We start from the raw sequence: 22,283 nt of genomic DNA, 5'->3' as shown, positions 1-22,283 counted from the left end.
GCGTGCCTACACCCTACGCGGGTCGTCGCGGCTGATGCCCGCGTGTGACCATCTGGGCAAACTGCCTGGCCGTCAACGGCCGGGCAAACAGCCAGCCCTGGCCGTAGTTGACCCCTTCACCGCTCAACAGCGCCGCTTGGTCCTCACTCTCGATACCTTCGGCAATCACCCGCAGGTGGAGGTCGTGGGCCATGCGAATGATGTGTGGGGCAACGCCACTGCTGGCGGCATCATGGCCAAGAGCGTCTATGAACGCCTTGTCGATCTTCAGGCAGTCCACCGGCAACGTCTGCAGGTAAGCCAGGCTGCAATAGCCAGTACCAAAATCGTCGATCAGCACCTGATGCCCTGCGGCGCGCAGTGCCTGCAGATTTTCGCGGGCCACTACCACGTCGATCAAACCCCGCTCGGTCACCTCGAAGGCAATCTGGCTGGGCGCCACCCGGTGCAACGCCAGCAGGCGCGCCGATACTCGGCCGATGCGCGGCTCCATCACATCGCAAGCCGCCAGGTTGATCGAGATATAAAGGTTGGGGTGCGAACGCAGCAACGGCCCAAGTTGTTCAAGCACACGTTGCAGCACGAAGTCCGTGATCTGGCGGATCTGCCCGGTGTCTTCCGCCAGCGGTATGAACAGGTCGGGGCTGGTCAAGGTACCGTCCGGGCGGCGCCAGCGCACCAGGGCCTCGGCGCCCACACAACGCCGGCTGCCAAGCTCGATGATCGGTTGGTAGAACACCTGCAGCTCGCCACGGCGCAGTGCACCCTGCAGCTCTGAGCTCATCGAGCGCCGCTGCAAGATCAGCTGCAACACCAGCCAGCCGATGAAGCAGGCGGCCAATACGCTACCCGGGAACAACAGCCAGAGCATGCCGTTCATGCGCAGGGGCAAGCTGACACGCGGGGCGATCAGCACCAGTTGGTAGTCAGGCGACTTGGTTGGCATGCGGTAGATCAGGCGGTCACTGAGTTCGAGCAGCGACTTGTGGCTATTCGACCAGGCCGAGGGCGGCGGCCATACCGGTGGCGGGCCCAGCACCGGAATGGCGCGGGCACCGTTGTCGAGTACTACCACCAGGCTGCCACCCGGTGGCAGGTCGACCACATCGGTCAGGTGCCCACGTGAGGTCGAGACCAGGAACCTGCCCCGGCCGAGCATCAGCGCGGCAAGGTTCTCGTTCGGCTCGGTGGTGGTGTTGAGCCAGTAGCTGTAGACCGGCCCCTTGATGTCCGGCGGCCGCAAGGGCACGAACGCGCGCTCGTTACCCCGGTTCGAGCAGGCGACATTGCCGTCCACGTAGGCCGCTTCGTAAATGAAGCGCGAACTCAAGCCCACCTGCTGCAAGGCCGCCAACATGGCCGGGCTGCATCCACGCAGCGGCTGTGCCTGCAACAGGTCGACGCCCTCGCGCAGCTGGCCGAACACCTGCTCCAGGCGCTCGAGAAAACGCTCGCCCTGGGCATTCATCTGCTCGGTTTCGCTCTGTTTCAGCTGCTGCAGGGCGATGCCGATGCTGGCAGAAAGCAACAGGGCGGCGCTGGCCAGTGCTGCCAGCGTGGCGAGCATCCAGGGACGGTAGAAAATTTGACGCAGCAAGCCAATGGCAGACGACATGGACGGCATCCAGTTGATAACTAAGGTATAGCAACTGAATCAATAATCACCTGCGCCGTTTAGCGCTTCGCTTGCCCATGCCAGGCCCCGGCCAGCACGGCCAACGCCCCTGTCACCGCGCGCGGCCTGGTGACAGTCAACGGGTCCGGTTGAGCACCTGCAGCATGGCCGCCGTCTGCGCATCGGGCATGCCGTCGAAACGTTGCGGGCGGAAGCGCATCTGGAAGGCAGCGATGACATGCCGGGTGGCTACATCGAGCACGCCTGTTTGCTCGATCTGATAACCAAACCGCGCCAGCTCCTGCTGATACCAGCCAACGCTGGGCGGGTTGACGTTGAAGTACGCTTGTTGCTGCGCCACGGCGTTGGCATCTGGCCAGACCCCCAACCCAGCATCGGCCAGGCGTTTCCACGGGAACAAAGGGCCCGGGTCAAGCTTGCGCAATGGGGCGATATCGCTGTGGCCTATGATATGCCGGGGCTCGATATTGTTACGTTTGACGATGTCCTTGAGCAACGCGATCAGCGCCTGGATCTGCGCCTCGCTGTAGGGGTACCAGACCCGCCCGTTGGGTGTATCGGCAAAGCCTGGGTTGACGATTTCGATGCCGATGGACGACGAATTCAGCCATGTGCGCCCCTGCCACTGGCTGTCACCGGCATGCCAGGCGCGACGGCTCTCGTCCACCAACTGGTACACCGTCGCCGGGCCATCACCAATCAGGTAATGGCTACTGACCTCACCGTGGGTGAGCAATGCCAGCGAGCGTTCCAGCGAGGCATTGGTGTAATGCAAAACAACGAACTGGATACGGTTGTCCTGGTTCGCCGAAGGGTGGCTGCGGTCGATGCGCAGGCCCGTGGAGCAACCGGCGACGGTGAACAGCAGAAAGGTGATCAGGGTTTTTTTCAGCGTGGAAAGCACGTCGGAGGCCTCGGCGTAAGAGCGCTACAGTATAACGTGCTCGCCAGCAGCAATGTTTGCCGCGAGTCAGCGGCTGCCCATCAGTTTTGTTCCACGCGATTGCGCCCGAGTTCCTTGGCCCGATACAACGCGGTGTCGGCGCGCTTGAGCACCTGGTCTGCGCGCTCGCCAGCGCGGAACGCCGCCAACCCGATGGAGGTGGTGATCACCACCCGTTCACCCTTGAAGTGGAACGGGCAGGCTTCGATGGTCGCCCGCAGCAGTTCAGCGGCTTGCGCAGCCGCCGGCGGGGCCGTCTGCGGCAGCAACAGGACAAACTCTTCGCCACCGAACCGGGCTATGAAGTCACGGCCGCGCAAGCACTTGCGCAACTGGTCGGCAACGATCTTCAGCACTTTGTCCCCAGCCAGGTGCCCATAGCTGTCATTGATGCGCTTGAAATGGTCCAGATCGAGGATCGCCATTGCCAGATGGCCGCCCTGGGCCTGCCATTCGAGCATTTCCCGTTCCACCCGCTCGCTCCAGGCCGCCCGGTTGGGCAGACCGGTGAGCGGGTCGAGCAGGGCCTTTTGCCGCTGCTCTTCCAGGTGTTCACGGTAACCGAGTGCCTCGTGCTCCATGCTTGCCACACGCTCCGACAACCCCTGCAGGCGGTTGGCCAGTTCCTGCTCGCGGCGATCACGCTCGTGCTTGTGCTCGTCCATGGTCACCAACAAGCCTTCCAGGCGGTTCTCCAGGATGTGCTTGAGGCTGTCGACATCGGCGGCACCTTGCACGCTGCTCTGCAACCCGTCTACGTGCTCGCGCAACTGGGTGTCCAGCGCGCGGGCGGCACTGCTGTTGTCGGCATGGCCGGCGCTGGCTTCATGCAGATGGCTCTGGAACCCTTCCAGGCGCTCGTTGAGCTCCTGCAAGTAGGTTTCAAATTCATGCTGCCCACTGTCGGTGATCGCTAGCATCAGCACTGCAAGGTCGTCCAGTACCGGGATCAGCTCATACCAGTTCAGGCCGCGGGCCACCCGTGCACGCATTTCCAGTGCCTGGGCCTTGTGCCGCTCCGGCAGGCTGAGGTCGTCGAGCAGGCCGAGCAAGGTTTGCTCGATGTGTGCAGCGACCTGACTGTACGGCGGCTCCACCGCGTCGGGGAGGGCATAAGGGCCGTCTTCGCCGAACGTTGGCTCAAGCTCCGCTAACGGTGCAGGCGCGGGCAGCGGCTGGCTGACCCCGTGTTCGGCGGCCGGCCCTTCACCTGGCTGCGGCCCTGGCGATGCGGGTATTTCGGCCGCTTCGATCAGCGCCGGGCCAGCTGCTTCTTGCGTTGGCTCTGGCTCGGGCGCTGCGGGCAGCTCGGCGGCCGGTGCAGCAGGTGCTGGCAACGGTTGCAATGCATCGATATCAACATGCGGGTCGGCGTCGGTGCTGGGTGGCGCTGCGTGCGGTGGAGCCTGGGCATCCGGCACCGCTTCGGGCACAAGCGCCGGCTCCCCTTGGGCATCGTCATCGCGGCTGCCGAACAACCGCTGCAGAAAACCAGGGCGGGTTTCTTCACCCGGCTTGCCCAAGGCGGCCAGCGCACGCCCCTGCAAACCGCTCAGCTCACCCAGCAATGGCGGCAGGTCGCGTGACTGGGTAACGCCCCCATCGAGCTTCTTCGCCAGCTTTTTCAGCGGCCGGGCAATATCACCAGGCAGCGGCAGGTTCTGTAATTGGCCCACCAGTGCAGCCAGAGCATCGCCTACCTGGTTCATGCGGTTTTCGCGGCGCTGTTCCGAATCCAGCACCGCCTTCTCCAGGCGCGGAATCAGCCCGGCAAGGCCAGCATCCATGTTGTCGCTGCGAATGACCTCGCGCATCTCTTTCATGCACGCGTCGACCACCTTGTCACTGCCTTCGGCAGCCAGGGTACTGCGCACCAGGCCACGGCGCAGCAAGTCGAGACGGGCGTCCCAACGACGTTCGAGCTTTTCTTGCTGCTCGATGGCTTTGAGGTATTTTTCTTTCCAGCGCTCGGCTTCTTCGGTCATGCCTGGATCCGCGACGGGTGATACATCTGGGGCTGTCTGATTACACGCTGTCGGCGCGCACGCCCAACACTTGAGGGCGTGCGACGCCTTGGCTGATTCAGCTCAAGGCCGGCAGCGTATCCACAGTCAATGCATCAGGCAATCGGATCTCTACCGCCACCGGAAGGTGGTCGGAAATAGGCTGGGCCAACACCTCGACACGCTCCAGTGTAAGGCTGGAACTGAGCAGAATGTGGTCCAGGCAACGCTGGGGTCGCCAACTGGGGAAGGTAGCTTCGACCTGCGGGGCCACCAGGCCCAGGTCACGCAGGGGCGAGTGCTCGAGCAGGTCGGTGGCGTGGGTGTTCATGTCGCCCATCAGCACCTGGTGGCGGTAGCCGCCAATCAGCTCGCGGATATAGCCCAACTGCAGCGCGCGGGTCTTGGCGCCGAGGGCCAGGTGCATCATCACCACGATCAGCGCATCCTCGCCTTCGCCGAACCGCACCAGAATTGCCCCGCGTCCGGCGGGGCCCGGTAACGGGTGGTCTTCGAGCAATTGCGGCTTCAGGCGGCTGAGCACGCCGTTGCTGTGCTGGGCAAAACGCCCAAGGTTGCGGTTGAGCTGTTGGTACCAGTAGGGGAAGGCACCCAACTGGGCCAGATGCTCGACCTGGTTCACGAACCCGGAACGCAGGCTGCCACCATCGGCCTCCTGCAGGGCCACCAGGTCGAAGTCGCTCAACAGCTTGCCGATCTTCTGCAAGTTGCCGGCGCGCCCGTTATGCGGCAGCAGGTGCTGCCAGCTACGGGTCAGGTAATGCCGATAACGTTCGGTGCTGATGCCGACCTGAATGTTGAAGCTGAGCAGCCGCAGGCGACCATCGTCCGGCAGGCCGGGTGCCTGCAGGTGATGCTCGTTGACCTGCGGCTGGTGCAGGCCAATGCCACGCGTAGCTCTGAAGCGGGGCATGGGATACGCCGCTTACTTAGCGGCGCGCTCCTTGGCGATCAGTTGGTCGGCGACCTCCAGCACGCCTTCGGGCCCACCTGCGGTACCCAGGTCGAAGCGGTACTTGCCGTCGACGACCATGCTCGGTACGCCAGTGATTTCGTACTTCTTCGCCAGTTCCTTGGCCTGGTTGATCTGGCCCTTGATGGCAAACGAGTTGAAGGTGGCGAGGAACTTGTCCTTGTCCACGCCCTGGGTGGCGAGGAAGTCCGCCATGTCTTGCGGGTCAGTCAGGCGCTTGCGCTGGTTCTGGATAGCATCGAACACCGCCGCGTGCACCTTCTGCTCAACGCCCATGGCTTCGAGGGTCAGGAACATCTGGCCGTGGGCATCCCATGGGCCACCGAACATGGCCGGTACGCGCTTGAAGTTGACATCCTTGGGCAGTTTTTCGACCCAAGGGTTGAGCGTCGGCTCGAAATGGTAGCAGTGAGGGCAGCCGTACCAGAACAGCTCAACCACTTCGATCTTGCCAGGCACGGAAACCGGAACAGGGTTGCTCAGCTCGATATATTGCTTGCCGGCAGTGGCGGGCTCTGCGGCCTGCACCGCAGTCATACCGAATACGCTGGCGGCGACCAGCGCAGCGCTGAGAATCAGTTTACGCATGCTTTACTCCTGAGCAATCATGGGTCGCCACTACGCGACCTGCCTTGAGACAGGCCGGGAAGGGCTTGAGTTCTGTAGTGTACCGGCTACGCACTGAAAAAAGGGTAGCCCAGCCACCCTTTCATCATTGGCCTGCAACATTAACTGAAAGTTAATGCCAGGCCCCTGAAGGCATGAGCAGCACCTGCAGGACCGCGCCGCCAGTCAGTGCAGGCCCTGGATATAGCTGGCCAATGCCTCGATATCGTGGTTGCTCAGCTTGCCGGCAATGGTGCGCATGGTCATGGCATCGCCGTCGTTGGTGCGGTTGCCTTCACGGAAGTCGGTCAACTGCTTGGTCACATACTGGGCATGCTGCCCACTCAAGTGCGGGAAACCGGCCAGGGCGATACCCGCGCCATTGGGCGAGTGGCAGCCGGTGCAGGCGGGCATGCCTTTTTCCAGGTCGCCGCCGTTGAACAGCGCGCGACCGCGCTCGACCAGTTTGGGGTCGGCAGCCCCCACGCTGCCTTTCTGGCTGGCGAAGTAGGCGGCGATATCGGCCAGGTCCTGGTCATTGAAAGCAGCCAGCATGCCGGTCATTTCCAGCACGGTACGTTTGCCCGACTTGATGTCGTGCAGTTGTTTTTCCAGGTAGCGCTGGCCCTGGCCAGCCAGTTTCGGGAAGTTGGGTGCCAGGCTGTTGCCGTCGGGGTTGTGGCAGGCGCCACAGACGGCCGTCTTGGCCTGGCCGGCAGCGGCATCGCCTTTGATAGGTTGCGCAGCAGTGGCCGCACCTGCGACACCCAGGGTCAACAGCAGACTCACGACTAGTTTGTTCATCAGCTAATCCAACACGGCTAAGGGTGAAATGTTATGTATCGGGACTGCCACTCATCCAAAGGATGACCAAACGGTAGTCCTCGGCACTGCAGTCCATGCACAATCCACGCGGCGGCATAGCCTTGAAACCCTGGGTCACATGCCGGACGAGTACATCCATACCTTGCGCCAGCCTTGGCTCCCAGGCTGCCCGGTCACCCTGCCTGGGTGCCTGGGGCAATTGCCCGGTGTGGCAAGCCGCACACGTGCGGTTGTACAACACCTCGGCATCCTGTGTAGCCTGTGCGCTGAAATACGGCAGGAACATACCGACAGCTAGCAGCCATTTCGCCAGGCGAAACGACCTGACAGGGTTGGGGGACGCGCTGCGTTCTGATGCGCAAGCTATAGTTCGGCACCCCATGCCCGTTCCCCTTCGCTGGGAGAATGGGCACACAAAAACTGGGGCATTATATACTTCTGTCAGCCAAACGGAAACGACACCGCTTGCCGGCCTAGGCTTTGGCAACACCCACATCGGATATCCCATGCAAGTCAAGAACCCCATCCTCGGCCTCTGCCAGAAAGCCAAATTCGCCCTCAGCGCAGCCAAGGTCGAACAATGCCCGGACGATCAGGGCTACGAGGTGGCCTTTGCGGGCCGTTCCAACGCCGGCAAATCCAGCGCCCTCAACACCCTGACTCACGCCAGCCTGGCGCGCACCTCGAAAACCCCCGGGCGCACCCAGCTGTTGAATTTCTTCAGTCTGGACGATGAACGGCGTTTGGTCGACCTGCCAGGTTACGGTTATGCCAAGGTGCCGATTCCGCTCAAGCAGCACTGGCAGAAGCACCTGGAAGCTTATTTGGGCAGCCGTGAGTGCCTGCGCGGCATCATCCTGATGATGGACGTGCGCCACCCCATGACCGATTTCGACAAGATGATGCTCGACTGGGCCAAGGCCAGCGGCATGCCGATGCACATCCTGCTGACCAAGGCCGACAAGCTGACCCACGGCGCGGGCAAGAACACCTTGTTGAAGGTGCAATCGGAAATTCGCAAGGGCTGGAGCGACGGCGTCACCATCCAGCTGTTCTCGGCGCCCAAGCGCCTGGGCGTGGAAGAGGCCTATCGGGTGCTGGCGGGCTGGATGGAGCTGGAAGACAAGCCAGTGGCCTGAGGCCTGCAGCGCGGAGCATGGCCTGGGCTTCGCCCAGGCTCAGGCCAAATTGCGGGCAAAAAAAAACCCCGGACTTCGTATGGGGAGGGGGAAGTTCGGGGTCCAAGTCCGGACCGCTAGGGCGGGGTCCAGATATCTGCCAACACTTAACACAACATAGGAGCATCGAAAGGCTTCACCAGCCATTCAGTTACTCTGAGTTCCGCTTCACTGGTTTAGTTCCGAAGCCCTGAAAACTATTTGCGATAGTTTCATGAAAGCCCAGCCCCGCGCGCGCCAGCGCTGCCAGGATCCGCGTCACCACGTCGCAGATCCTACACAGCTTTTACGGCTCAATCAGTGAGCTTCGTCCCAGTTCGCACCAATTCCTGCTTCTACCAGCAGCGGCACATCCAGCTGCGCCGCCTTGCTCATGTGCTGGCGAATTTCATCTTTGGCCTGTTCAACCAGGTCCTCGCGCACCTCAAGCACCAGTTCGTCGTGAACCTGCAGGATCACCCGCGCGTCCAGGCCGCTCTCGCTCAGCCAGTTATCCACGTTGACCATGGCGCGCTTGATGATGTCGGCGGCGGTACCCTGCATAGGCGCGTTGATGGCCGTACGCTCGGCGCCTTTGCGCAGGGCCGGGTTCTTGGCATTGATGTCTGGCAGGTAGAGGCGGCGGCCAAACAGGGTTTCGACGAAACCTTGCTCGGCAGCCTGGGTACGGGTGCGCTCCATGTAGGCCAGCACCCCGGGGTAGCGGGCGAAGTAGCGGTCGATATAGTCCTGCGACTGCTTGCGGTCGACGCCGATCTGCTTGGCCAGGCCAAATGCGCTCATGCCGTAGATCAGGCCGAAGTTGATGGCCTTGGCTTTGCGACGCTGATCGACGGTGACGTTTTCCAGGGCTACACCAAAGACCTCCGCCGCCGTGGCACGGTGCACGTCCAGGTCGTTGCGGAAGGCGTGCAGCAAGCCTTCGTCCTTGGCCAGGTGGGCCATGATGCGCAACTCGATCTGCGAGTAGTCGGCCGCCAGCAGCTTGTAGCCTGGGCTGGCGATGAACGCCTGGCGGATTCGGCGGCCCTCGGCGGTACGGATCGGGATGTTCTGCAGGTTCGGGTCGCTGGACGACAGCCGGCCAGTCGCCGCCACCGCTTGCTGGTAAGAGGTGTGAATACGCCCGGTACGCGGGTTGATCTGCCCCGGCAGCTTGTCGGTGTAAGTGCTCTTGAGCTTGCTCAGGCTGCGGTACTGCATCAGTACTTCAGGCAGTGGGTAACCCAGCTCCGCCAGCTCGTCGAGCACCGCTTCGGCCGTAGACGGCTGACCTTTGGCGGTCTTGCTCAGCACCGGCATGCCCAGCTTGTCGTACAGGATCGCCCCCAGTTGCTTGGGCGAGCCCAGGTTGAACTCCTCGCCTGCCAGCTCGTAGGCGCGCCGTTCCAGTTCGGCCATTTTCTCACCCAGCTCACCGCTCTGGACGTGCAGCAGGGCTGCATCGACCAGTGCGCCCTGGCGTTCGATCTTGGCCAGTACCGGCACCAGCGGCATCTCGATGTCCATCAGCACCGGCTGCAGGCTTGGGGTCTGGGCCAGGCGGGCCTGCAACGCATGGTGCAGGCGCAGGGTGATGTCAGCGTCTTCGGCAGCGTAGGGGCCCGCCTTGTCCAGGTCGATCTGGTTGAACGTAAGCTGCTTGGCGCCCTTGCCGGCGATATCCTCGAAGGCGATAGTAGTGTGGTCCAGATACTTTTGCGCCAGGCTGTCCATGTCATGCCGGGTGGCCGTGGAGTTCAGCACGTAGGACTCGAGCATGGTGTCATAGGCAACACCGCGCATGGCGATGGCGGGCGAGCCGTTGGCAAGGATGTTGATATCGTATTTGGCATTCTGCCCGACCTTGGCCTTGACCGGGTCTTCCAGCAGGGGCTTCAAGGCCAGCAGCACGGCGTCGCGGTCCAGCTGGGCCGGCGCGCCCTCGTAGTCGTGGGCCAGCGGAACGTAGGCCGCTTCATGGGGCGCCACCGCGAACGACAGGCCGACCAATTGGGCCTTCTGGGCGTCCAGGCCGGTGGTTTCGGTGTCGAACGCGAACAGCGGCGCCTGGCGCAGCTTCTCCAGCCAGGCATCGAAGCGTGCCTGGTCGAGGATGGTTTCGTACTTCGGCTCGACCTTGGCCACCGGCTCCGCGACCGGCGCAACGTCATCACCCACCCTGGCAGCCTCCCGCTGCACGTCGGCAACCCAGCTCTTGAACTCCATCTCGGTGTACAGCGCCAGCAGCGCATCGCGGTCAGGCTCGCCGCATACCAGCGCCTCGACCTCGACATCCAGCGGCACGTCGACCTTGATGGTAGCCAGCTCATACGACAGGAAGGCCGCGTCGCGGTGCTCTTCCAGCTTGGCCGGCAGGGTCTTGGCACCGCGAATGGCCAGTGCCGGCACCTTGTCGAGGTTGGCGTAAAGGTCGCTGAGGCCGCCACCAATACCGGTCAGCAGGCCCACGGCGGTTTTCTCGCCCACACCGGGCACACCGGGGATGTTGTCGACCTTGTCGCCCATCAGGGCCAGGAAGTCGATGATGTGCTCCGGGCCGACGCCAAACTTCTCATGCACGCCCGCCACGTCCAGCACGCTACCGGTCATGGTGTTGACCAAGGTAATGTGGCCATCCACCAGCTGCGCCATGTCCTTGTCACCGGTCGAGATGATGACCGGGCGGCCCAACGCGGCGCTGCTGCGCGCCAGGGTGCCGATCACGTCGTCGGCCTCGACCCCTTCCACGCACAGCAGCGGGTAGCCAAGGGCCTTGACGCTGGCGTGCAGCGGCTCGATCTGCACCCGCAGGTCGTCGGGCATGCTCGGCCGGTTGGCCTTGTATTCGGCGAACATGGCGTCACGGAACGTGCCACCCTTGGCGTCGAACACCACGGCAAAGAGGCTATCCGGGTATTGCTTGCGCAGGCTCTTGAGCATGTTCAGCACACCCTTCACCGCACCGGTCGGCATGCCCTTGGACGTGGTCAGCGGCGGCAGCGCGTGAAAGGCGCGGTACAGGTAGGAGGAACCGTCCACCAGGACGAGGGGCGCTTGGCTCATGAGCAGAATCAACCTTTTCGACGGGTCCGGCGCTAGAATAGCCAGAATCATTGACGACAAAGGGACTAGGTTATCATGCGTACACTCAATCGCCTGTTACTGCTCGGCCTGTTGGCAACCACGCCGGTCGTCACCCTGGCGGCGGAAGACGCCCCCTCGGCCGATCCCGAGGTGACCATTCGCACGGAAGGCGACAAGACCATCCAGGAATACCGGCAGAACGGCTTCCTGTATGCGATCAAGATCACACCGAAAAACGGCAAGCCTTATTTCCTGGTACGCGCCGATGGCACCGATGCCAACTTCATTCGATCCGACCAGCCGGACATGCTGATTCCGTCCTGGAAGATCTTCGAGTGGTAATCTGACGCGCACCGTTCACATCAACCCGGCACTTCCCGGCGGAAGTGCCCGTATGGGCAATTTTTCATCATGTCAGTCTTCACCCCCGTGACCCGGCCTGAGCTGGAAACCTTTCTGGCACCGTACGCGCTGGGCCGCCTGCTCGACTTCCAGGGCATAGCCGCCGGCACCGAGAACAGCAATTTCTTCGTCAGCCTCGAACAGGGGGAGTTCGTGCTGACATTGATCGAACGCGGGCCCAGCGAGGACATGCCGTTCTTCATCGAGCTGCTCGACACCCTGCACGCAGCCGACATGCCGGTGCCCTATGCCGTTCGTGACCGCGACGGCAACGGCCTGCGCGAGCTGTGCGGCAAGCCGGCGCTGCTGCAGCCAAGGCTGTCAGGCAAGCACATCAAGGCGCCCAACGCGCAGCACTGCGCCCAGGTGGGTGAGCTGCTGGCGCATATACACCTGGCCACCCGCGGCCGCATCATCGAGCGCCGCACCGACCGTGGCCTGGACTGGATGCTGGCTTCAGGCGCCGAGCTGCTGCCACGCCTGACTGCCGAGCAAGCCGCGCTGCTGCAACCGGCCCTGAACGAAATCAACGCGCACAAGGCGCAGATCCTGGCGCTGCCGCGGGCCAACCTGCATGCCGACCTGTTCCGCGACAACGTGATGTTCGAGGGCACCCACCTGACTGGCGTGATCGACTTCTACAACGCCTGCTCCGGGCCGATGCTGTATGACATCGCCATCACCGTGAACGATTGGTGCCTGGATGAGCAGGGCGCAATCGACATGCCGCGTGCCCAGGCGCTGCTGGCGGCCTATGCCGCACTGCGGCCGTTCACCGCTGCCGAGGCCGAGCTGTGGCCTGAGATGTTGCGGGTAGGCTGCGTGCGCTTCTGGCTGTCGCGGCTGATTGCGGCAGAATCGTTTGCCGGGATGGATGTGATGATCCATGACCCGAGCGAGTTCGAAGTGCGTTTGGCGCAGCGCCAGCAGGTGGCGTTGCATTTGCCGTTCGCCCTCTGAACCCAGCCGAAATTGCTCTTTGTAGGAGCGGCCTTGTGTCGCGATAGGGCCGCAAAGCGGCCCCGGCAATTTCTGCTGCTACGCTGAGATCCTGGGGCCGCTCTGCGGCCCTTTCGCGACACAAGGCCGCTCCTACAACGGACGTGCGCGGCTTCAGGTTTTTCTGATTTTGTCTCGAATGGCTGTCCAGCTTGCGGAAATATCCTACGATCCGCGTCCCCTGCCATCACCTTCTCAGTGGGAACCAGTGTCTCTAGGCTTCATCCATCGCCGAATAACTTGACGATCGGGTGTGGTAGCCCGGATGCATTTGTTCCATGACAGTCTATGGCGGCTGTGCGTGGGAGGCTTTCGAGCCTGCCTGGATTGGAAAATGCCCGGGTCTACCACCTCGCGTACAGCCGCCACCCATTCACGTGGTAGTGATGGGTGGCGGCACTGAGGAGCATTTTCCGATGGCTAAAAATTGTCCCCGATCCACCTTTACCCTGCACATCTACTCGCCGCTTTGGCCGCTCGATGCAGGCCACGAATGTATTGGTCGAGCCTGCACTCCATTGAGATGGCGGAGGGGTTAGTGGAGGCGATACTCGATGGGAGCGAGTCGCCGACTGATCCCCAGAAGAAGGTGTGAGGCTGGAGGTGCTTGGCGGGGTGCAGGATTCAAGGCAAACCCGGATTACAACTGCTCCAGGCACCCAGCCAAGTCGCCACCCAGCTTCTCCAGCAAACGCTCATAGCCCTTGCCATCCACCGGGTCAGTACCACCCAGCGCGTCCAGCTCGGCCAGACGCACCGGCAGGCCGGCAGTCAGGGTCTCGGCCAGGCGCGGGCGCAGTGGCGGCTCGCTGAACACACAGGTCTTGCCCACTTCCTGCAGGCGCTTGCGCATGGCGGCTACATGCTGAGCCCCCGGCTGCACCTCGGACGCCACGCTGAACACGCCAGTGTGCTTCAGGCCATATTCCGCCTCGAAGTAGTCGAACGCCTCGTGGAACACGAAGTACGGCTTGCCAGCGATACCCGCCACCCGCGCTTTGATTCGCTCATCCAGCGCATCCATACGGTTTGAAAAGACCTTCAGGTTGTGCTGGTAGCGCGCCGCATTGGCGGGATCGGCCTGGGCCAGGTCCGCAGCCATTTTCCCCGCGATTACCCGCGCGTTGACCGACGATAGCCACAGGTGCGCATCCAGGCTACCTGGGCGGTGGTCATGGTCATGCTCATCGTGGTCCGCTTCCTCATGGGAATGGCTGTCTTCGCCAAAGTGGCGCAGCTTCATGCCTGGCAGCGACTGCACGGCCACGGTTGCCTTGCTGCGACTGCCCAATACGCGTGGCAGGAAGCTCTCCATGTCCGGGCCGATCCAGTACAGCAGGTCGGCATCGCCCACCCGCCGTACGTCGGATGGGCGCAGGGCATAGTGGTGCGGCGAAGCACCTGGCGGCAGCAATACCTCAGGGCTGCCAACACCCTCCTGCACGGCAGCGGCAATCTGTTGCAGCGGCTTGATGCTGGTCAGCACACGGACATCGGCCTGGGCAGAACAGGCGATGAATGCGACAAAAAGGACTAGAAATCTGGACACGGTGAATACTCGAGTCGTGAGAAACGGGTAACATAATAACGTCTCCATACAGAATCGTCGCTGCCCATGTCCATCACGCCGCTGGCCAACCGTCCCCATGATCACTCCCATTGCGTGCATAGCGCACTGGCTGAAGCTGATGCCTTGTGCACCCGCCAGGGCCTGCGCCTGACCGCGCTGCGCCGCCGGGTGCTGGAGCTGGTATGGCAAAGCCACAAGCCGCTGGGTGCCTACGACATCCTTGCCGTGCTCAGCGAGCAGGACGGCCGCCGCGCTGCACCGCCCACGGTGTACCGCGCACTGGACTTCCTGCTGGAAAACGGCCTGGTGCACCGCATTGCCTCGCTCAACGCGTTCATCGGCTGCAGCCACCCCGAGCACGTGCATCAAGGCCAGTTCCTGATCTGCCGTGCATGCCACGTCGCCATCGAGCTGGAGCAACACAGCATCAGCGAGGCCATCATCGACAGCGCCAAGGGCGTGGGCTTCACGGTCGAGACCCAAACCGTGGAAGTGGTCGGCCTGTGCGGCAATTGCCGGAGCGCGGCATGAGCGATGCCCTGATCCGCCTGGAACAGGTGGGCGTCAGCTATGGCGGCGAGGCAGTGCTCGACAGCATCGACCTGTCGGTGGCGCCCCGCCAGATCGTCACCCTGATAGGCCCCAATGGCGCGGGCAAGACCACCTTGGTGCGCGCCGTGCTCGGGCTGCTCAAGCCGCACCGCGGCACGGTATGGCGCAAGCCCAGGCTGCGTATCGGCTACATGCCGCAAAAAATCCAGGTCGATGCCACCCTGCCGCTTTCCGTGCTGCGTTTCCTGCGCCTGGTGCCGGGGGTAGACCGGGCAGCAGCCGTATCGGCCCTGCAGGAAGTGGGCGCCGAACAGGTTATCGACAGCCCGATCCAGACCATCTCCGGTGGCGAGATGCAGCGCGTCCTGCTGGCGCGTGCCTTGTTGCGTGCGCCGCAGTTGCTGGTACTCGACGAGCCGGTGCAAGGGGTGGATGTGGTCGGCCAGACCGAGCTGTACAACCTCATCACCCGGCTGCGCGACCGCCATGGTTGCGGCGTGTTGATGGTGTCGCACGACCTGCACCTGGTCATGAGCGCCACCGACCAGGTGGTGTGCCTGAACCGCCATGTCTGCTGCTCGGGTCACCCGGAACAGGTCAGCAACGACCCAGCCTTTGTCGAACTGTTCGGGCAGAACGCACCTAGCCTGGCTGTTTATCACCACCATCACGACCACAGCCACGACCTGCATGGGTCGGTGGTCGCCCCCAGCCCCCACGTTCACGGAGAGCACTGCAAGCATGGCTGATTTTCTTCTTTACGCCTTGCTTGCAGGCCTGTCCCTGGCCGTTGTCGCGGGCCCGCTCGGCTCTTTCGTGGTGTGGCGGCGCATGGCGTATTTCGGCGACACCCTGTCCCATGCCGCATTGCTGGGCGTGGCCATGGGTTTCGCCCTGGATGTAAGCCCGGCCCTGGCCGTCACCGTTGGCTGCCTGTTGCTGGCGGTGCTGCTGGTGACCTTGCAGCAACGCCAGCCGCTGGCCTCCGACACCCTGCTCGGCATCCTCGCCCCCAGCACCTTGTCACTGGGCCTGGTGGTGCTCAGCTTCATGCACGATGTGCGTATCGACCTGATGGCCTACCTGTTCGGCGACCTGCTGGCCATCAGCACCACCGACCTTGCCTGGATCCTCGGCGGCAGTGCGCTGGTGCTGCTGTTGCTGGGCGTGCTCTGGCGGCCGCTGTTGGCGGTTACCGTGCATGAGGAACTGGCCATGGTCGAAGGCCTCCCCGTAGCCGGCCTGCGCCTGGCGCTGATGCTGCTGATCGCAGTGGTGATCGCCGTGGCCATGAAGATCGTCGGCGTGCTGCTGATCACCTCGCTGCTGATCATCCCCGCTGCTGCGGCGCAGCGCCACGCCCGCTCGCCCGAGCAGATGGCGCTGGGTGCCAGCCTGCTGGGCATCACCGCGGTCTGTGGTGGCCTGGCCATGTCCTGGTTCAAGGACACCCCCGCCGGGCCGTCGATCGTGGTCTGTGCAGCGGTGCTATTCTTGCTGAGCCTGGCCCTGCCAAAGCGCTGATTACAAGGCGTGCTCAGGCACGCCTTGCAACCTTTTCCCGGGTAAAGGGTCTGTAAGACCTGTTTTCGAGCGTGCGCACCTGGGTGTAGACTTGCTCGCTTTTTGCGCAAATAGAGAATCGCAGGAATGAAGCCGTTCGCCTCCCGTTATCTGCTTGTTGCCGCGTTTTCACTGTTCCTGGCTGCCTGTTCCAGTGCGCCGGTGGAACAGGCCACCGCACCTGCCCAAGCCGATGCCTGGCAGCAGTTGCAACAAAACATCGCCAGCAACGAGCTGGCCACCGCCGAAGACCAGCTGGCTGCCCTGCAGGCCCAGGCGCCCGACGACGCACGCCTGGAGCAGTACCAGCGCCAACTGGCCGAAGCCTACCTGCAGCGTAGCCAGATCGTGCTGCAAAAAGGCGACGTGAATGCCGCTGCAACGGCCTTGGCCCGTGCCCGGGCGCTGATGCCGCAAGCCCCTGCGGTGACCGGGGGCGACGCCGTGAGCCAGGCGCGCAAGGCCGAGCTGGCCAAAGCCGAAGCGGCGCTGAAGGCCGCCGAGGCCAAGCCCAAGGCGCTGATCATCGACCCCACCGCACCCAGCACCGTGGTGGCCCTGAAAACCACCGACAGCCGCGCCATGCGCCGCCAACTGGATGACATTGCGGCAGACGTGGTGAGCTATGACTGTGAAGTGGTGTTCCAAGTGCCGCGCACCCACGACGCGCCCTGGCTGAAAACCTTGCTGGAGAAGCGCGTGCGCAAGATCGACAGCGGGTTTGAGCTGAAGCAGAAGCATGAAATTCAGCGCTCGCTGCCGGCGCAGGTGGTTCTGGTGCCGCATCAGCGCTGAAAACGCTGGGGCGCTGGGGCTGCTTTGCAGCCCTTCGCGGGCACGCCCGCTCCCACAGGGGATCGCGCATTTCTTGAGTTCAGCGCCAAATGTGTGGGAGCGGGCGTGCCCGCGAAGGGCCGCAAAGCGGCCCCAAATTACTTAACTGGCTGGTATTAGGCCGGCACAGCCTCCGCAGCAGCCTCCCGCTCCCAAACCCGATGCCCTTCTACCGCCTTGACGAAGGCATCCATCACTTTCTGGTCATCCCCCACCAGCAGGCCCTTGTCCTCTTTAAGCCCCAGGCCGCTGACCAGGTCTTTGGTCAGCACCATCGCCTTGAGGTGCTTATAGCCTTCCAGCAGGAAGTGCTTGGCCAAGCCGCTGGCCGCCAGCGCATCGGTAGAGGCCTTGCCCGCCGGCACCACAACCCCGTCGAACATGACCGACGGCATACCTTCCATCGACGCATCCACCGGTAGCTGTTTGCCGTCGGCCGCCTTCACCGGCGCCGACGTCGGCCCCAGCAGCATGGGCCGTGCACTGTGGGCCTCCAGCGCTTTCACCAGCTTGTCGACACTGGCCGCGTCCACGCCATCGGCCACCAGCACTGCAATCTTGCGGCCTTTGATGCCTACCGAACCAGGGTGGTTCATTTGGCTCAACGCCTTGGACTGTGCCAGCTTGCTGCCTTTCACCTGGACCGTACCCTGCTTGGGTGCGGGCAGCCCCAGGTTCGCCGCGACAGCCGCCGCCAGTTTCAGGTCGATATTGGCAAGAATCTCATTCACTTCCCGCTGGCGAATGCTTTCACGCTCCACCTTGCCCAGCTCGAAGCTGTAGGCCTTGATGATGTGCTGTTGCTCGGTAGGGCTCATGCTCTGGAAGAACAGCCGCGCCTGCGAGAAGTGGTCGCCAAACGAATCGCTGCGCTGGCGGATCTTGTGCGCATCGATGCGCTCCTGGTAGCTCTCGAAGCCGCCATCCTGCGCAGCAGGTGGGGTTTCCTTCGGCCAGCCGCCATCGATGGAGTTGGGCTCATACGAAGCACGGCCCTTGTCGATGGTCATGCGGTGCATGGCGTCGCGCTGGCCACTGTGATTGGGCGCCACCGGCCGGTTGATCGGGATTTCATGGAAGTTCGGCCCACCCAGGCGGCTGATCTGCGTATCGGTGTACGAGAACAGCCGGCCCTGCAGCAGCGGATCGTTGGTGAAGTCGATACCGGGCACGATATGGCCCGGGCAGAACGCCACCTGCTCGGTTTCGGCGAAGAAGTTGTCCGGGTTGCGGTTGAGCACCATCTTGCCCAGCAGCGTCACGGGCACCAACTCTTCAGGGATGAGCTTGGTAGGGTCGAGCAGGTCGAAGTCGAACTTGTGCTCGTCTGCCTCGGGCACGATCTGCACGCCCAATTCCCACTCTGGGTAGTCACCGGTCTCGATAGCTTCCCACAGGTCGCGGCGGTGGTAGTCGGTGTCTTTGCCGGCCAGTTTCTGCGCCTCGTCCCACAGCACCGAATGCACGCCCTGGCGCGGTTTCCAGTGAAACTTGACGAAGCTGGCCACGCCTTCGGCGTTGATCAGGCGGAAGGTATGTACACCAAAGCCTTCCATCATGCGCAGGCTACGGGGAATGGCGCGGTCGGACATCGCCCAGATCACCATGTGCGCCGATTCGGGCACCAGCGAAACGAAATCCCAGAACGTGTCATGGGCCGAGCCACCGGTCGGCATTTCGTTGTGCGGCTCAGGCTTCACGGCATGCACGAAATCCGGGAACTTGATCGCGTCCTGGATGAAGAAAACCGGCATGTTGTTGCCAACCAAGTCGAAATTGCCTTCATCGGTGTAGAACTTTACGGCAAAGCCGCGCACATCACGCACCGTGTCACCCGAGCCGCGTGGCCCCTGCACAGTGGAAAAGCGCACGAACACCGGGGTGATCTTTTCCGGGTCTTGCAGGAAACCCGCCTTGGTCAGTTCGGCATGGCAGCCATAGCTCTGAAAATACCCGTGCGCCCCGGTACCGCGGGCGTGCACGATACGCTCCGGGATACGCTCATGGTCGAAATGGGTGATCTTCTCGCGCATGATGAAGTCTTCAAGCAGCGAAGGGCCGCGCGCACCCGCCTTCAGGCTGTTCTGATTGTCGGCGATCTTCACCCCTTGGTTGGTGCGCAGCGCCTGGCCGGTAGCATCGCTACGGAACGGCTCCAGGCTCTGCAGCTTGGCATTGGTGTTGGCCCGGTCAGGGGTCTGGGTGCCGGCGGCCTCACTGTGCTTGGGCGCGTCCGTTTTCTTGCTGGGCATGGGTCGGCTCTCCTCGTCAGTCTTCAGGCATGCCCGTTCGGGCTTGTTCTGGTAGTGACTAGAGGGGAGCGGCGAGCGTTCAATCAGGTTTACCGATTGTCGCCATATGCCCGAAGGATTGGTGCCTGACGAAATAAATGCTAAGAACAGCCAGGGGAAAAGGCTAAAATGCGCCACCCCAGCTAACCGCTGACCCAATTTCCATGCGCCCCACAAGGTTCGCTACGTGATCGAGTTCCAACAGGTACACAAGACCTACCGCGTTGCCGGTAGGGAAATCCCCGCATTGAATCCGACCAGCCTGACCATCGAAGATGGCCAGGTGTTCGGTCTTATCGGCCACTCCGGCGCCGGCAAGAGCACCATGCTGCGTTTGATCAACCGCCTTGAAGAGCCTTCGGGCGGCAAGATCATCGTCGATGGCCAAGACGTTACCGCGTTCAACGCCAGCCAGCTGCGCGGCTTCCGCCAGCAGGTCGGGATGATTTTCCAGCACTTCAACCTGCTGGCTTCCAAAACCGTCGCCGACAACGTGGCACTGCCACTGACCCTGGCCGGCGAGCTGTCGCGCGGCGAAATCGACAAGCGCGTCACCGAACTGCTGGCCCGCGTCGGGCTCTCGGACCACGCCAAAAAGTACCCGGCGCAGTTGTCGGGCGGCCAGAAGCAACGCGTCGGTATCGCCCGCGCCCTGTCTACCAACCCCAAGATCCTGCTGTGCGACGAGGCCACCAGCGCCCTCGACCCGCAAACCACGGCTTCGGTCCTGCAATTGCTCGCCGAAATCAACCGTGAGCTGAAGCTGACCATCGTGCTGATCACCCACGAAATGGACGTGATCCGCCGGGTCTGCGACCGCGTGGCGGTGATGGATGCAGGCCAGATCGTCGAGCAGGGCTCGGTGGCCGAGGTATTCCTGCACCCGCAGCACGCCACTACCAAGCGCTTCGTCCAGGAGGACGAGCAGGTCGACGAAGGCGAGCAACGCGACGATTTCGCCCACGTCCCGGGCCGCATCGTGCGCCTGACCTTCCAGGGCGATGCCACCTACGCACCGCTGCTGGGCACCGTGGCCCGTGAAACCGGTGTGGACTACAGCATCCTTGCCGGGCGTATCGACCGCATCAAGGATATCCCCTATGGCCAGCTCACCCTCGCCCTGATCGGCGGTGACATGGAAGCGGCGTTCGCCCACTTCAAGGCAGCTGACGTACATATGGAGGTACTGCGTTGATGGACGCCCTGAATTTCTTTGCCAACGTCGATTGGGCCGAAATCTGGCTGGCCACCGTCGATACCATGATCATGCTGTTCGGCTCGCTGTTCTTCACCGTGCTGCTCGGCTTGCCCTTGGGCGTGCTGCTGTTCCTCTGCGGCCCGAAGCAGATGTTCGAACAGAAGGGCGTGTATGCGCTGCTGTCGCTGGTGGTGAACATTCTGCGCTCGCTGCCGTTCATCATCCTGCTGATCGTGATGATCCCGATCACGGTGCTGATCACCGGCACCTCGCTGGGTGTCGCCGGCGCCATTCCACCGTTGGTGGTGGGTGCCACGCCGTTCTTCGCGCGGCTGGTGGAAACTGCCCTGCGGGAAGTGGACCGCGGCATCATCGAGGCGACCCAGTCGATGGGCGCCACCACCCGCCAGATCATCACCAGCGCGCTGCTGCCTGAGGCCCGTCCGGGTATCTTCGCGGCCATCACCGTCACCGCCATCACCCTGGTTTCGTACACCGCCATGGCCGGTGTAGTCGGTGCCGGTGGCCTCGGCGACCTGGCGATCCGCTTCGGTTACCAGCGTTTCCAGACCGACGTGATGGTGGTCACCGTGGTACTGCTGCTGGTACTGGTGCAAGTGCTGCAAAGCGTGGGCGACAAACTGGTCGTACATTTTTCCCGTAAGTAACCCCAATGGGGTCGGCCTGGCCGACCCGTTCGGGGGCCGTCGCGGCCCTCACAAGGAGTGATCAATGAAGAAGCTGCTTGCTGTTGTCGCCGCTGTCGCGGCCTTCTCGGCCAATGCTGCCGAAACCCTGACCGTCGCCGCTACCCCGGTGCCACATGCCGAAATCCTCAACTTCGTCAAACCGGCGCTGGCCAAAGAGGGCGTGGAACTGAAGGTCAAGGAGTTCACCGACTACATTCAGCCGAACGTGCAGGTGGCGGAAAAGCGCCTGGACGCCAACTTCTTCCAGCACCAGCCGTACCTGGATGAATTCAACAAGGCCAAGGGCACCGACCTGGTAAGCGTGGTAGGCGTGCACATCGAGCCGCTGGGCGTGTACTCGACCAAGATCAAGAAGCTGGACGAACTGCCTTCCGGGGCTACCGTGGTCATCCCGAATGATGCCACCAACGGCGGCCGCGCCCTGTTGCTGCTGGACAAGGCCGGCGTGATCAAGCTCAAGGACAACAAGAACATCCTGTCGACCGTGAAGGACGTTGCCGAGAACCCGAAGAACATCAAGTTCCGTGAACTGGAAGCCGCCACCATCCCGCGTGTGCTGACCCAGGTGGACGCGGCGCTGATCAACACCAACTACGCGCTGGAAGCCAAGCTGAACCCCGAGAAAGATGCCCTGGCCATCGAAGGCAGCGATTCGCCCTATGTGAACATCCTGGTTGCCCGCCCGGACAACAAGGACTCGGACGCGATGAAAAAGCTGGCAACGGCGCTGCACTCGCCTGAGGTGAAGCAGTTCATTACCGAGAAGTACAAAGGCGCTGTGGTTCCGGCGTTTTAAGCCTCGCAATCGCGCTGGCTTCTGCGCGGGCACGCCCGCTCCCACAGGGACATCGCTAGCCTCAGGCCTTGTGATATCCCTGTGGGAGCGGGCGTGCCCGCGAAGCTTTCAATACCC

The 22,283-nt window shown here is 62.8% G+C and carries 20 protein-coding genes and 1 pseudogene; 11 read left to right on the top strand and 10 right to left on the bottom strand.

Annotation, left to right across the window (positions count from 1 at the left end; translation table 11 throughout):
* Positions 1 to 13: 13 nt before the first annotated feature.
* From K4A76_RS00450 to K4A76_RS00420, 7 genes are all read right to left on the bottom strand, one after another.
* Positions 14 to 1,615 carry an EAL domain-containing protein gene (locus K4A76_RS00450; RefSeq protein WP_274411318.1) on the bottom strand — a complete coding sequence of 534 codons (1,602 nt, stop codon included), beginning with the start codon at positions 1,613 to 1,615 and terminating at the stop codon, positions 14 to 16.
* Between the two features lie 136 nt (positions 1,616 to 1,751).
* Positions 1,752 to 2,540: an N-acetylmuramoyl-L-alanine amidase gene (locus tag K4A76_RS00445; RefSeq protein ID WP_029886308.1), complete on the bottom strand. Its 789-nt coding sequence runs from the start codon at positions 2,538 to 2,540 to the stop codon at positions 1,752 to 1,754.
* A gap of 80 nt (positions 2,541 to 2,620) precedes the next feature.
* On the bottom strand, positions 2,621 to 4,564 hold the full coding sequence (locus tag K4A76_RS00440; RefSeq protein ID WP_274411317.1) for a GGDEF domain-containing protein: 1,944 nt from the start codon (positions 4,562 to 4,564) through the stop codon (positions 2,621 to 2,623).
* Between the two features lie 97 nt (positions 4,565 to 4,661).
* The gene (locus tag K4A76_RS00435; protein WP_054904504.1) at positions 4,662 to 5,516 is read right to left on the bottom strand and encodes an endonuclease/exonuclease/phosphatase family protein; all 855 of its coding nucleotides are present in this window, start codon (positions 5,514 to 5,516) and stop codon (positions 4,662 to 4,664) included.
* Positions 5,517 to 5,528: 12 nt separating this feature from the next.
* The gene (gene dsbA / locus K4A76_RS00430) at positions 5,529 to 6,164 is read right to left on the bottom strand and encodes a thiol:disulfide interchange protein DsbA (RefSeq protein WP_054911447.1); all 636 of its coding nucleotides are present in this window, start codon (positions 6,162 to 6,164) and stop codon (positions 5,529 to 5,531) included.
* Positions 6,165 to 6,368: 204 nt separating this feature from the next.
* Positions 6,369 to 6,986 carry a c-type cytochrome gene (locus K4A76_RS00425; RefSeq protein ID WP_009683585.1) on the bottom strand — a complete coding sequence of 206 codons (618 nt, stop codon included), beginning with the start codon at positions 6,984 to 6,986 and terminating at the stop codon, positions 6,369 to 6,371.
* 31 nt (positions 6,987 to 7,017) lie between these two features.
* Positions 7,018 to 7,320, bottom strand: a complete 303-nt coding sequence (locus K4A76_RS00420; protein ID WP_029886304.1) for a c-type cytochrome — start codon at positions 7,318 to 7,320, stop codon at positions 7,018 to 7,020.
* A gap of 193 nt (positions 7,321 to 7,513) precedes the next feature.
* Here K4A76_RS00420 and yihA point away from each other — a divergent pair, with 193 nt between their 5' ends.
* Positions 7,514 to 8,146 carry a ribosome biogenesis GTP-binding protein YihA/YsxC gene (gene yihA / locus K4A76_RS00415; RefSeq protein WP_274411316.1) on the top strand — a complete coding sequence of 211 codons (633 nt, stop codon included), beginning with the start codon at positions 7,514 to 7,516 and terminating at the stop codon, positions 8,144 to 8,146.
* A gap of 336 nt (positions 8,147 to 8,482) precedes the next feature.
* Here the strand turns inward: yihA and polA are convergent, their stop codons facing one another.
* A complete protein-coding gene (polA, locus tag K4A76_RS00410) occupies positions 8,483 to 11,230 on the bottom strand; it encodes a DNA polymerase I (protein WP_274411315.1) in 2,748 nt (915 codons plus the stop codon).
* Between the two features lie 75 nt (positions 11,231 to 11,305).
* Between polA and K4A76_RS00405 the strand changes: the two genes are divergently transcribed.
* The 3 genes and pseudogenes from K4A76_RS00405 (at position 11,306) to K4A76_RS00395 (ending at position 13,247) form a co-directional block, all read left to right on the top strand.
* Positions 11,306 to 11,593, top strand: coding sequence for a DUF2782 domain-containing protein (locus K4A76_RS00405; protein ID WP_009683589.1), 288 nt, complete (start codon positions 11,306 to 11,308; stop codon positions 11,591 to 11,593).
* Between the two features lie 69 nt (positions 11,594 to 11,662).
* A complete protein-coding gene (locus K4A76_RS00400) occupies positions 11,663 to 12,613 on the top strand; it encodes a homoserine kinase (protein WP_009683590.1) in 951 nt (316 codons plus the stop codon).
* A gap of 447 nt (positions 12,614 to 13,060) precedes the next feature.
* Positions 13,061 to 13,247: pseudogene (locus K4A76_RS00395) on the top strand (hypothetical protein).
* A 45-nt stretch (positions 13,248 to 13,292) separates the two neighbouring features.
* Here K4A76_RS00395 and K4A76_RS00390 read toward each other — a convergent pair.
* Complete coding sequence (locus tag K4A76_RS00390; protein ID WP_274411314.1) at positions 13,293 to 14,249, bottom strand: zinc ABC transporter substrate-binding protein; 957 nt, start codon at positions 14,247 to 14,249, stop codon at positions 13,293 to 13,295.
* A gap of 18 nt (positions 14,250 to 14,267) precedes the next feature.
* Between K4A76_RS00390 and zur the strand changes: the two genes are divergently transcribed.
* The 4 genes from zur (at position 14,268) to K4A76_RS00370 (ending at position 17,132) form a co-directional block, all read left to right on the top strand.
* Positions 14,268 to 14,753 carry a zinc uptake transcriptional repressor Zur gene (gene zur / locus K4A76_RS00385; RefSeq protein ID WP_054911449.1) on the top strand — a complete coding sequence of 162 codons (486 nt, stop codon included), beginning with the start codon at positions 14,268 to 14,270 and terminating at the stop codon, positions 14,751 to 14,753.
* The gene (gene znuC, locus K4A76_RS00380) at positions 14,750 to 15,523 is read left to right on the top strand and encodes a zinc ABC transporter ATP-binding protein ZnuC (protein WP_110679177.1); all 774 of its coding nucleotides are present in this window, start codon (positions 14,750 to 14,752) and stop codon (positions 15,521 to 15,523) included. Before zur ends, znuC begins: the two co-directional genes overlap by 4 nt.
* Positions 15,516 to 16,298: a zinc ABC transporter permease subunit ZnuB gene (gene znuB / locus K4A76_RS00375; protein WP_009683594.1), complete on the top strand. Its 783-nt coding sequence runs from the start codon at positions 15,516 to 15,518 to the stop codon at positions 16,296 to 16,298. Before znuC ends, znuB begins: the two co-directional genes overlap by 8 nt.
* Positions 16,299 to 16,424: 126 nt before the next feature.
* Positions 16,425 to 17,132: a PA5502 family lipoprotein gene (locus tag K4A76_RS00370; RefSeq protein WP_054904498.1), complete on the top strand. Its 708-nt coding sequence runs from the start codon at positions 16,425 to 16,427 to the stop codon at positions 17,130 to 17,132.
* A gap of 155 nt (positions 17,133 to 17,287) precedes the next feature.
* On the opposite strand, the gene katE is transcribed toward K4A76_RS00370, so the two are convergent.
* Entirely contained in the window at positions 17,288 to 19,450 is a 2,163-nt protein-coding gene (katE, locus tag K4A76_RS00365; protein ID WP_232108589.1) for a catalase HPII, read from the bottom strand.
* A 199-nt stretch (positions 19,451 to 19,649) separates the two neighbouring features.
* On the opposite strand from katE, the gene K4A76_RS00360 reads away from it, so the two are divergent.
* The 3 genes from K4A76_RS00360 to K4A76_RS00350 all read left to right on the top strand — a co-directional run bounded on the left by K4A76_RS00360 (position 19,650) and on the right by K4A76_RS00350 (position 22,166).
* Positions 19,650 to 20,657 (top strand): methionine ABC transporter ATP-binding protein, encoded by a 1,008-nt coding sequence (locus K4A76_RS00360; protein ID WP_274411313.1) that lies wholly within the window; start codon positions 19,650 to 19,652, stop codon positions 20,655 to 20,657.
* The gene (locus K4A76_RS00355; RefSeq protein ID WP_009683598.1) at positions 20,657 to 21,328 is read left to right on the top strand and encodes a methionine ABC transporter permease; all 672 of its coding nucleotides are present in this window, start codon (positions 20,657 to 20,659) and stop codon (positions 21,326 to 21,328) included. The genes K4A76_RS00360 and K4A76_RS00355 overlap by 1 nt, the downstream gene beginning before the upstream one ends.
* A 64-nt stretch (positions 21,329 to 21,392) precedes the next feature.
* Positions 21,393 to 22,166, top strand: a complete 774-nt coding sequence (locus K4A76_RS00350) for a MetQ/NlpA family ABC transporter substrate-binding protein (protein ID WP_009683599.1) — start codon at positions 21,393 to 21,395, stop codon at positions 22,164 to 22,166.
* Positions 22,167 to 22,283: the final 117 nt, after the last annotated feature.

Source organism: Pseudomonas sp. NEEL19, from assembly GCF_028751975.1.
Classification (GTDB): Bacteria; Pseudomonadota; Gammaproteobacteria; order Pseudomonadales; family Pseudomonadaceae; genus Aquipseudomonas; species Aquipseudomonas juntendi.
The sequence above is the reverse complement of the archived record's forward strand: the minus strand, read 5'-3'. Positions and strand labels throughout refer to the sequence as shown.

Excerpts from the sequence above, each read along its gene's own strand:
- K4A76_RS00450 (WP_274411318.1), bottom strand. The coding sequence starts at position 1,615 with ATGTCGTCTGCCATTGGCTTGCTGCGTCAAATTTTCTACCGTCCCTGG.
- K4A76_RS00440 (WP_274411317.1), bottom strand. The coding sequence starts at position 4,564 with ATGACCGAAGAAGCCGAGCGCTGGAAAGAAAAATACCTCAAAGCCATC.
- K4A76_RS00435 (WP_054904504.1), bottom strand. The coding sequence starts at position 5,516 with ATGCCCCGCTTCAGAGCTACGCGTGGCATTGGCCTGCACCAGCCGCAG.
- dsbA (WP_054911447.1), bottom strand. The coding sequence starts at position 6,164 with ATGCGTAAACTGATTCTCAGCGCTGCGCTGGTCGCCGCCAGCGTATTC.
- K4A76_RS00425 (WP_009683585.1), bottom strand. The coding sequence starts at position 6,986 with ATGAACAAACTAGTCGTGAGTCTGCTGTTGACCCTGGGTGTCGCAGGT.
- yihA (WP_274411316.1), top strand. The coding sequence starts at position 7,514 with ATGCAAGTCAAGAACCCCATCCTCGGCCTCTGCCAGAAAGCCAAATTC.
- polA (WP_274411315.1), bottom strand. The coding sequence starts at position 11,230 with ATGAGCCAAGCGCCCCTCGTCCTGGTGGACGGTTCCTCCTACCTGTAC.
- K4A76_RS00405 (WP_009683589.1), top strand. The coding sequence starts at position 11,306 with ATGCGTACACTCAATCGCCTGTTACTGCTCGGCCTGTTGGCAACCACG.
- K4A76_RS00400 (WP_009683590.1), top strand. The coding sequence starts at position 11,663 with ATGTCAGTCTTCACCCCCGTGACCCGGCCTGAGCTGGAAACCTTTCTG.
- K4A76_RS00390 (WP_274411314.1), bottom strand. The coding sequence starts at position 14,249 with ATGGAGACGTTATTATGTTACCCGTTTCTCACGACTCGAGTATTCACC.
- zur (WP_054911449.1), top strand. The coding sequence starts at position 14,268 with ATGTCCATCACGCCGCTGGCCAACCGTCCCCATGATCACTCCCATTGC.
- znuC (WP_110679177.1), top strand. The coding sequence starts at position 14,750 with ATGAGCGATGCCCTGATCCGCCTGGAACAGGTGGGCGTCAGCTATGGC.
- znuB (WP_009683594.1), top strand. The coding sequence starts at position 15,516 with ATGGCTGATTTTCTTCTTTACGCCTTGCTTGCAGGCCTGTCCCTGGCC.
- K4A76_RS00370 (WP_054904498.1), top strand. The coding sequence starts at position 16,425 with ATGAAGCCGTTCGCCTCCCGTTATCTGCTTGTTGCCGCGTTTTCACTG.
- K4A76_RS00355 (WP_009683598.1), top strand. The coding sequence starts at position 20,657 with ATGGACGCCCTGAATTTCTTTGCCAACGTCGATTGGGCCGAAATCTGG.
- K4A76_RS00350 (WP_009683599.1), top strand. The coding sequence starts at position 21,393 with ATGAAGAAGCTGCTTGCTGTTGTCGCCGCTGTCGCGGCCTTCTCGGCC.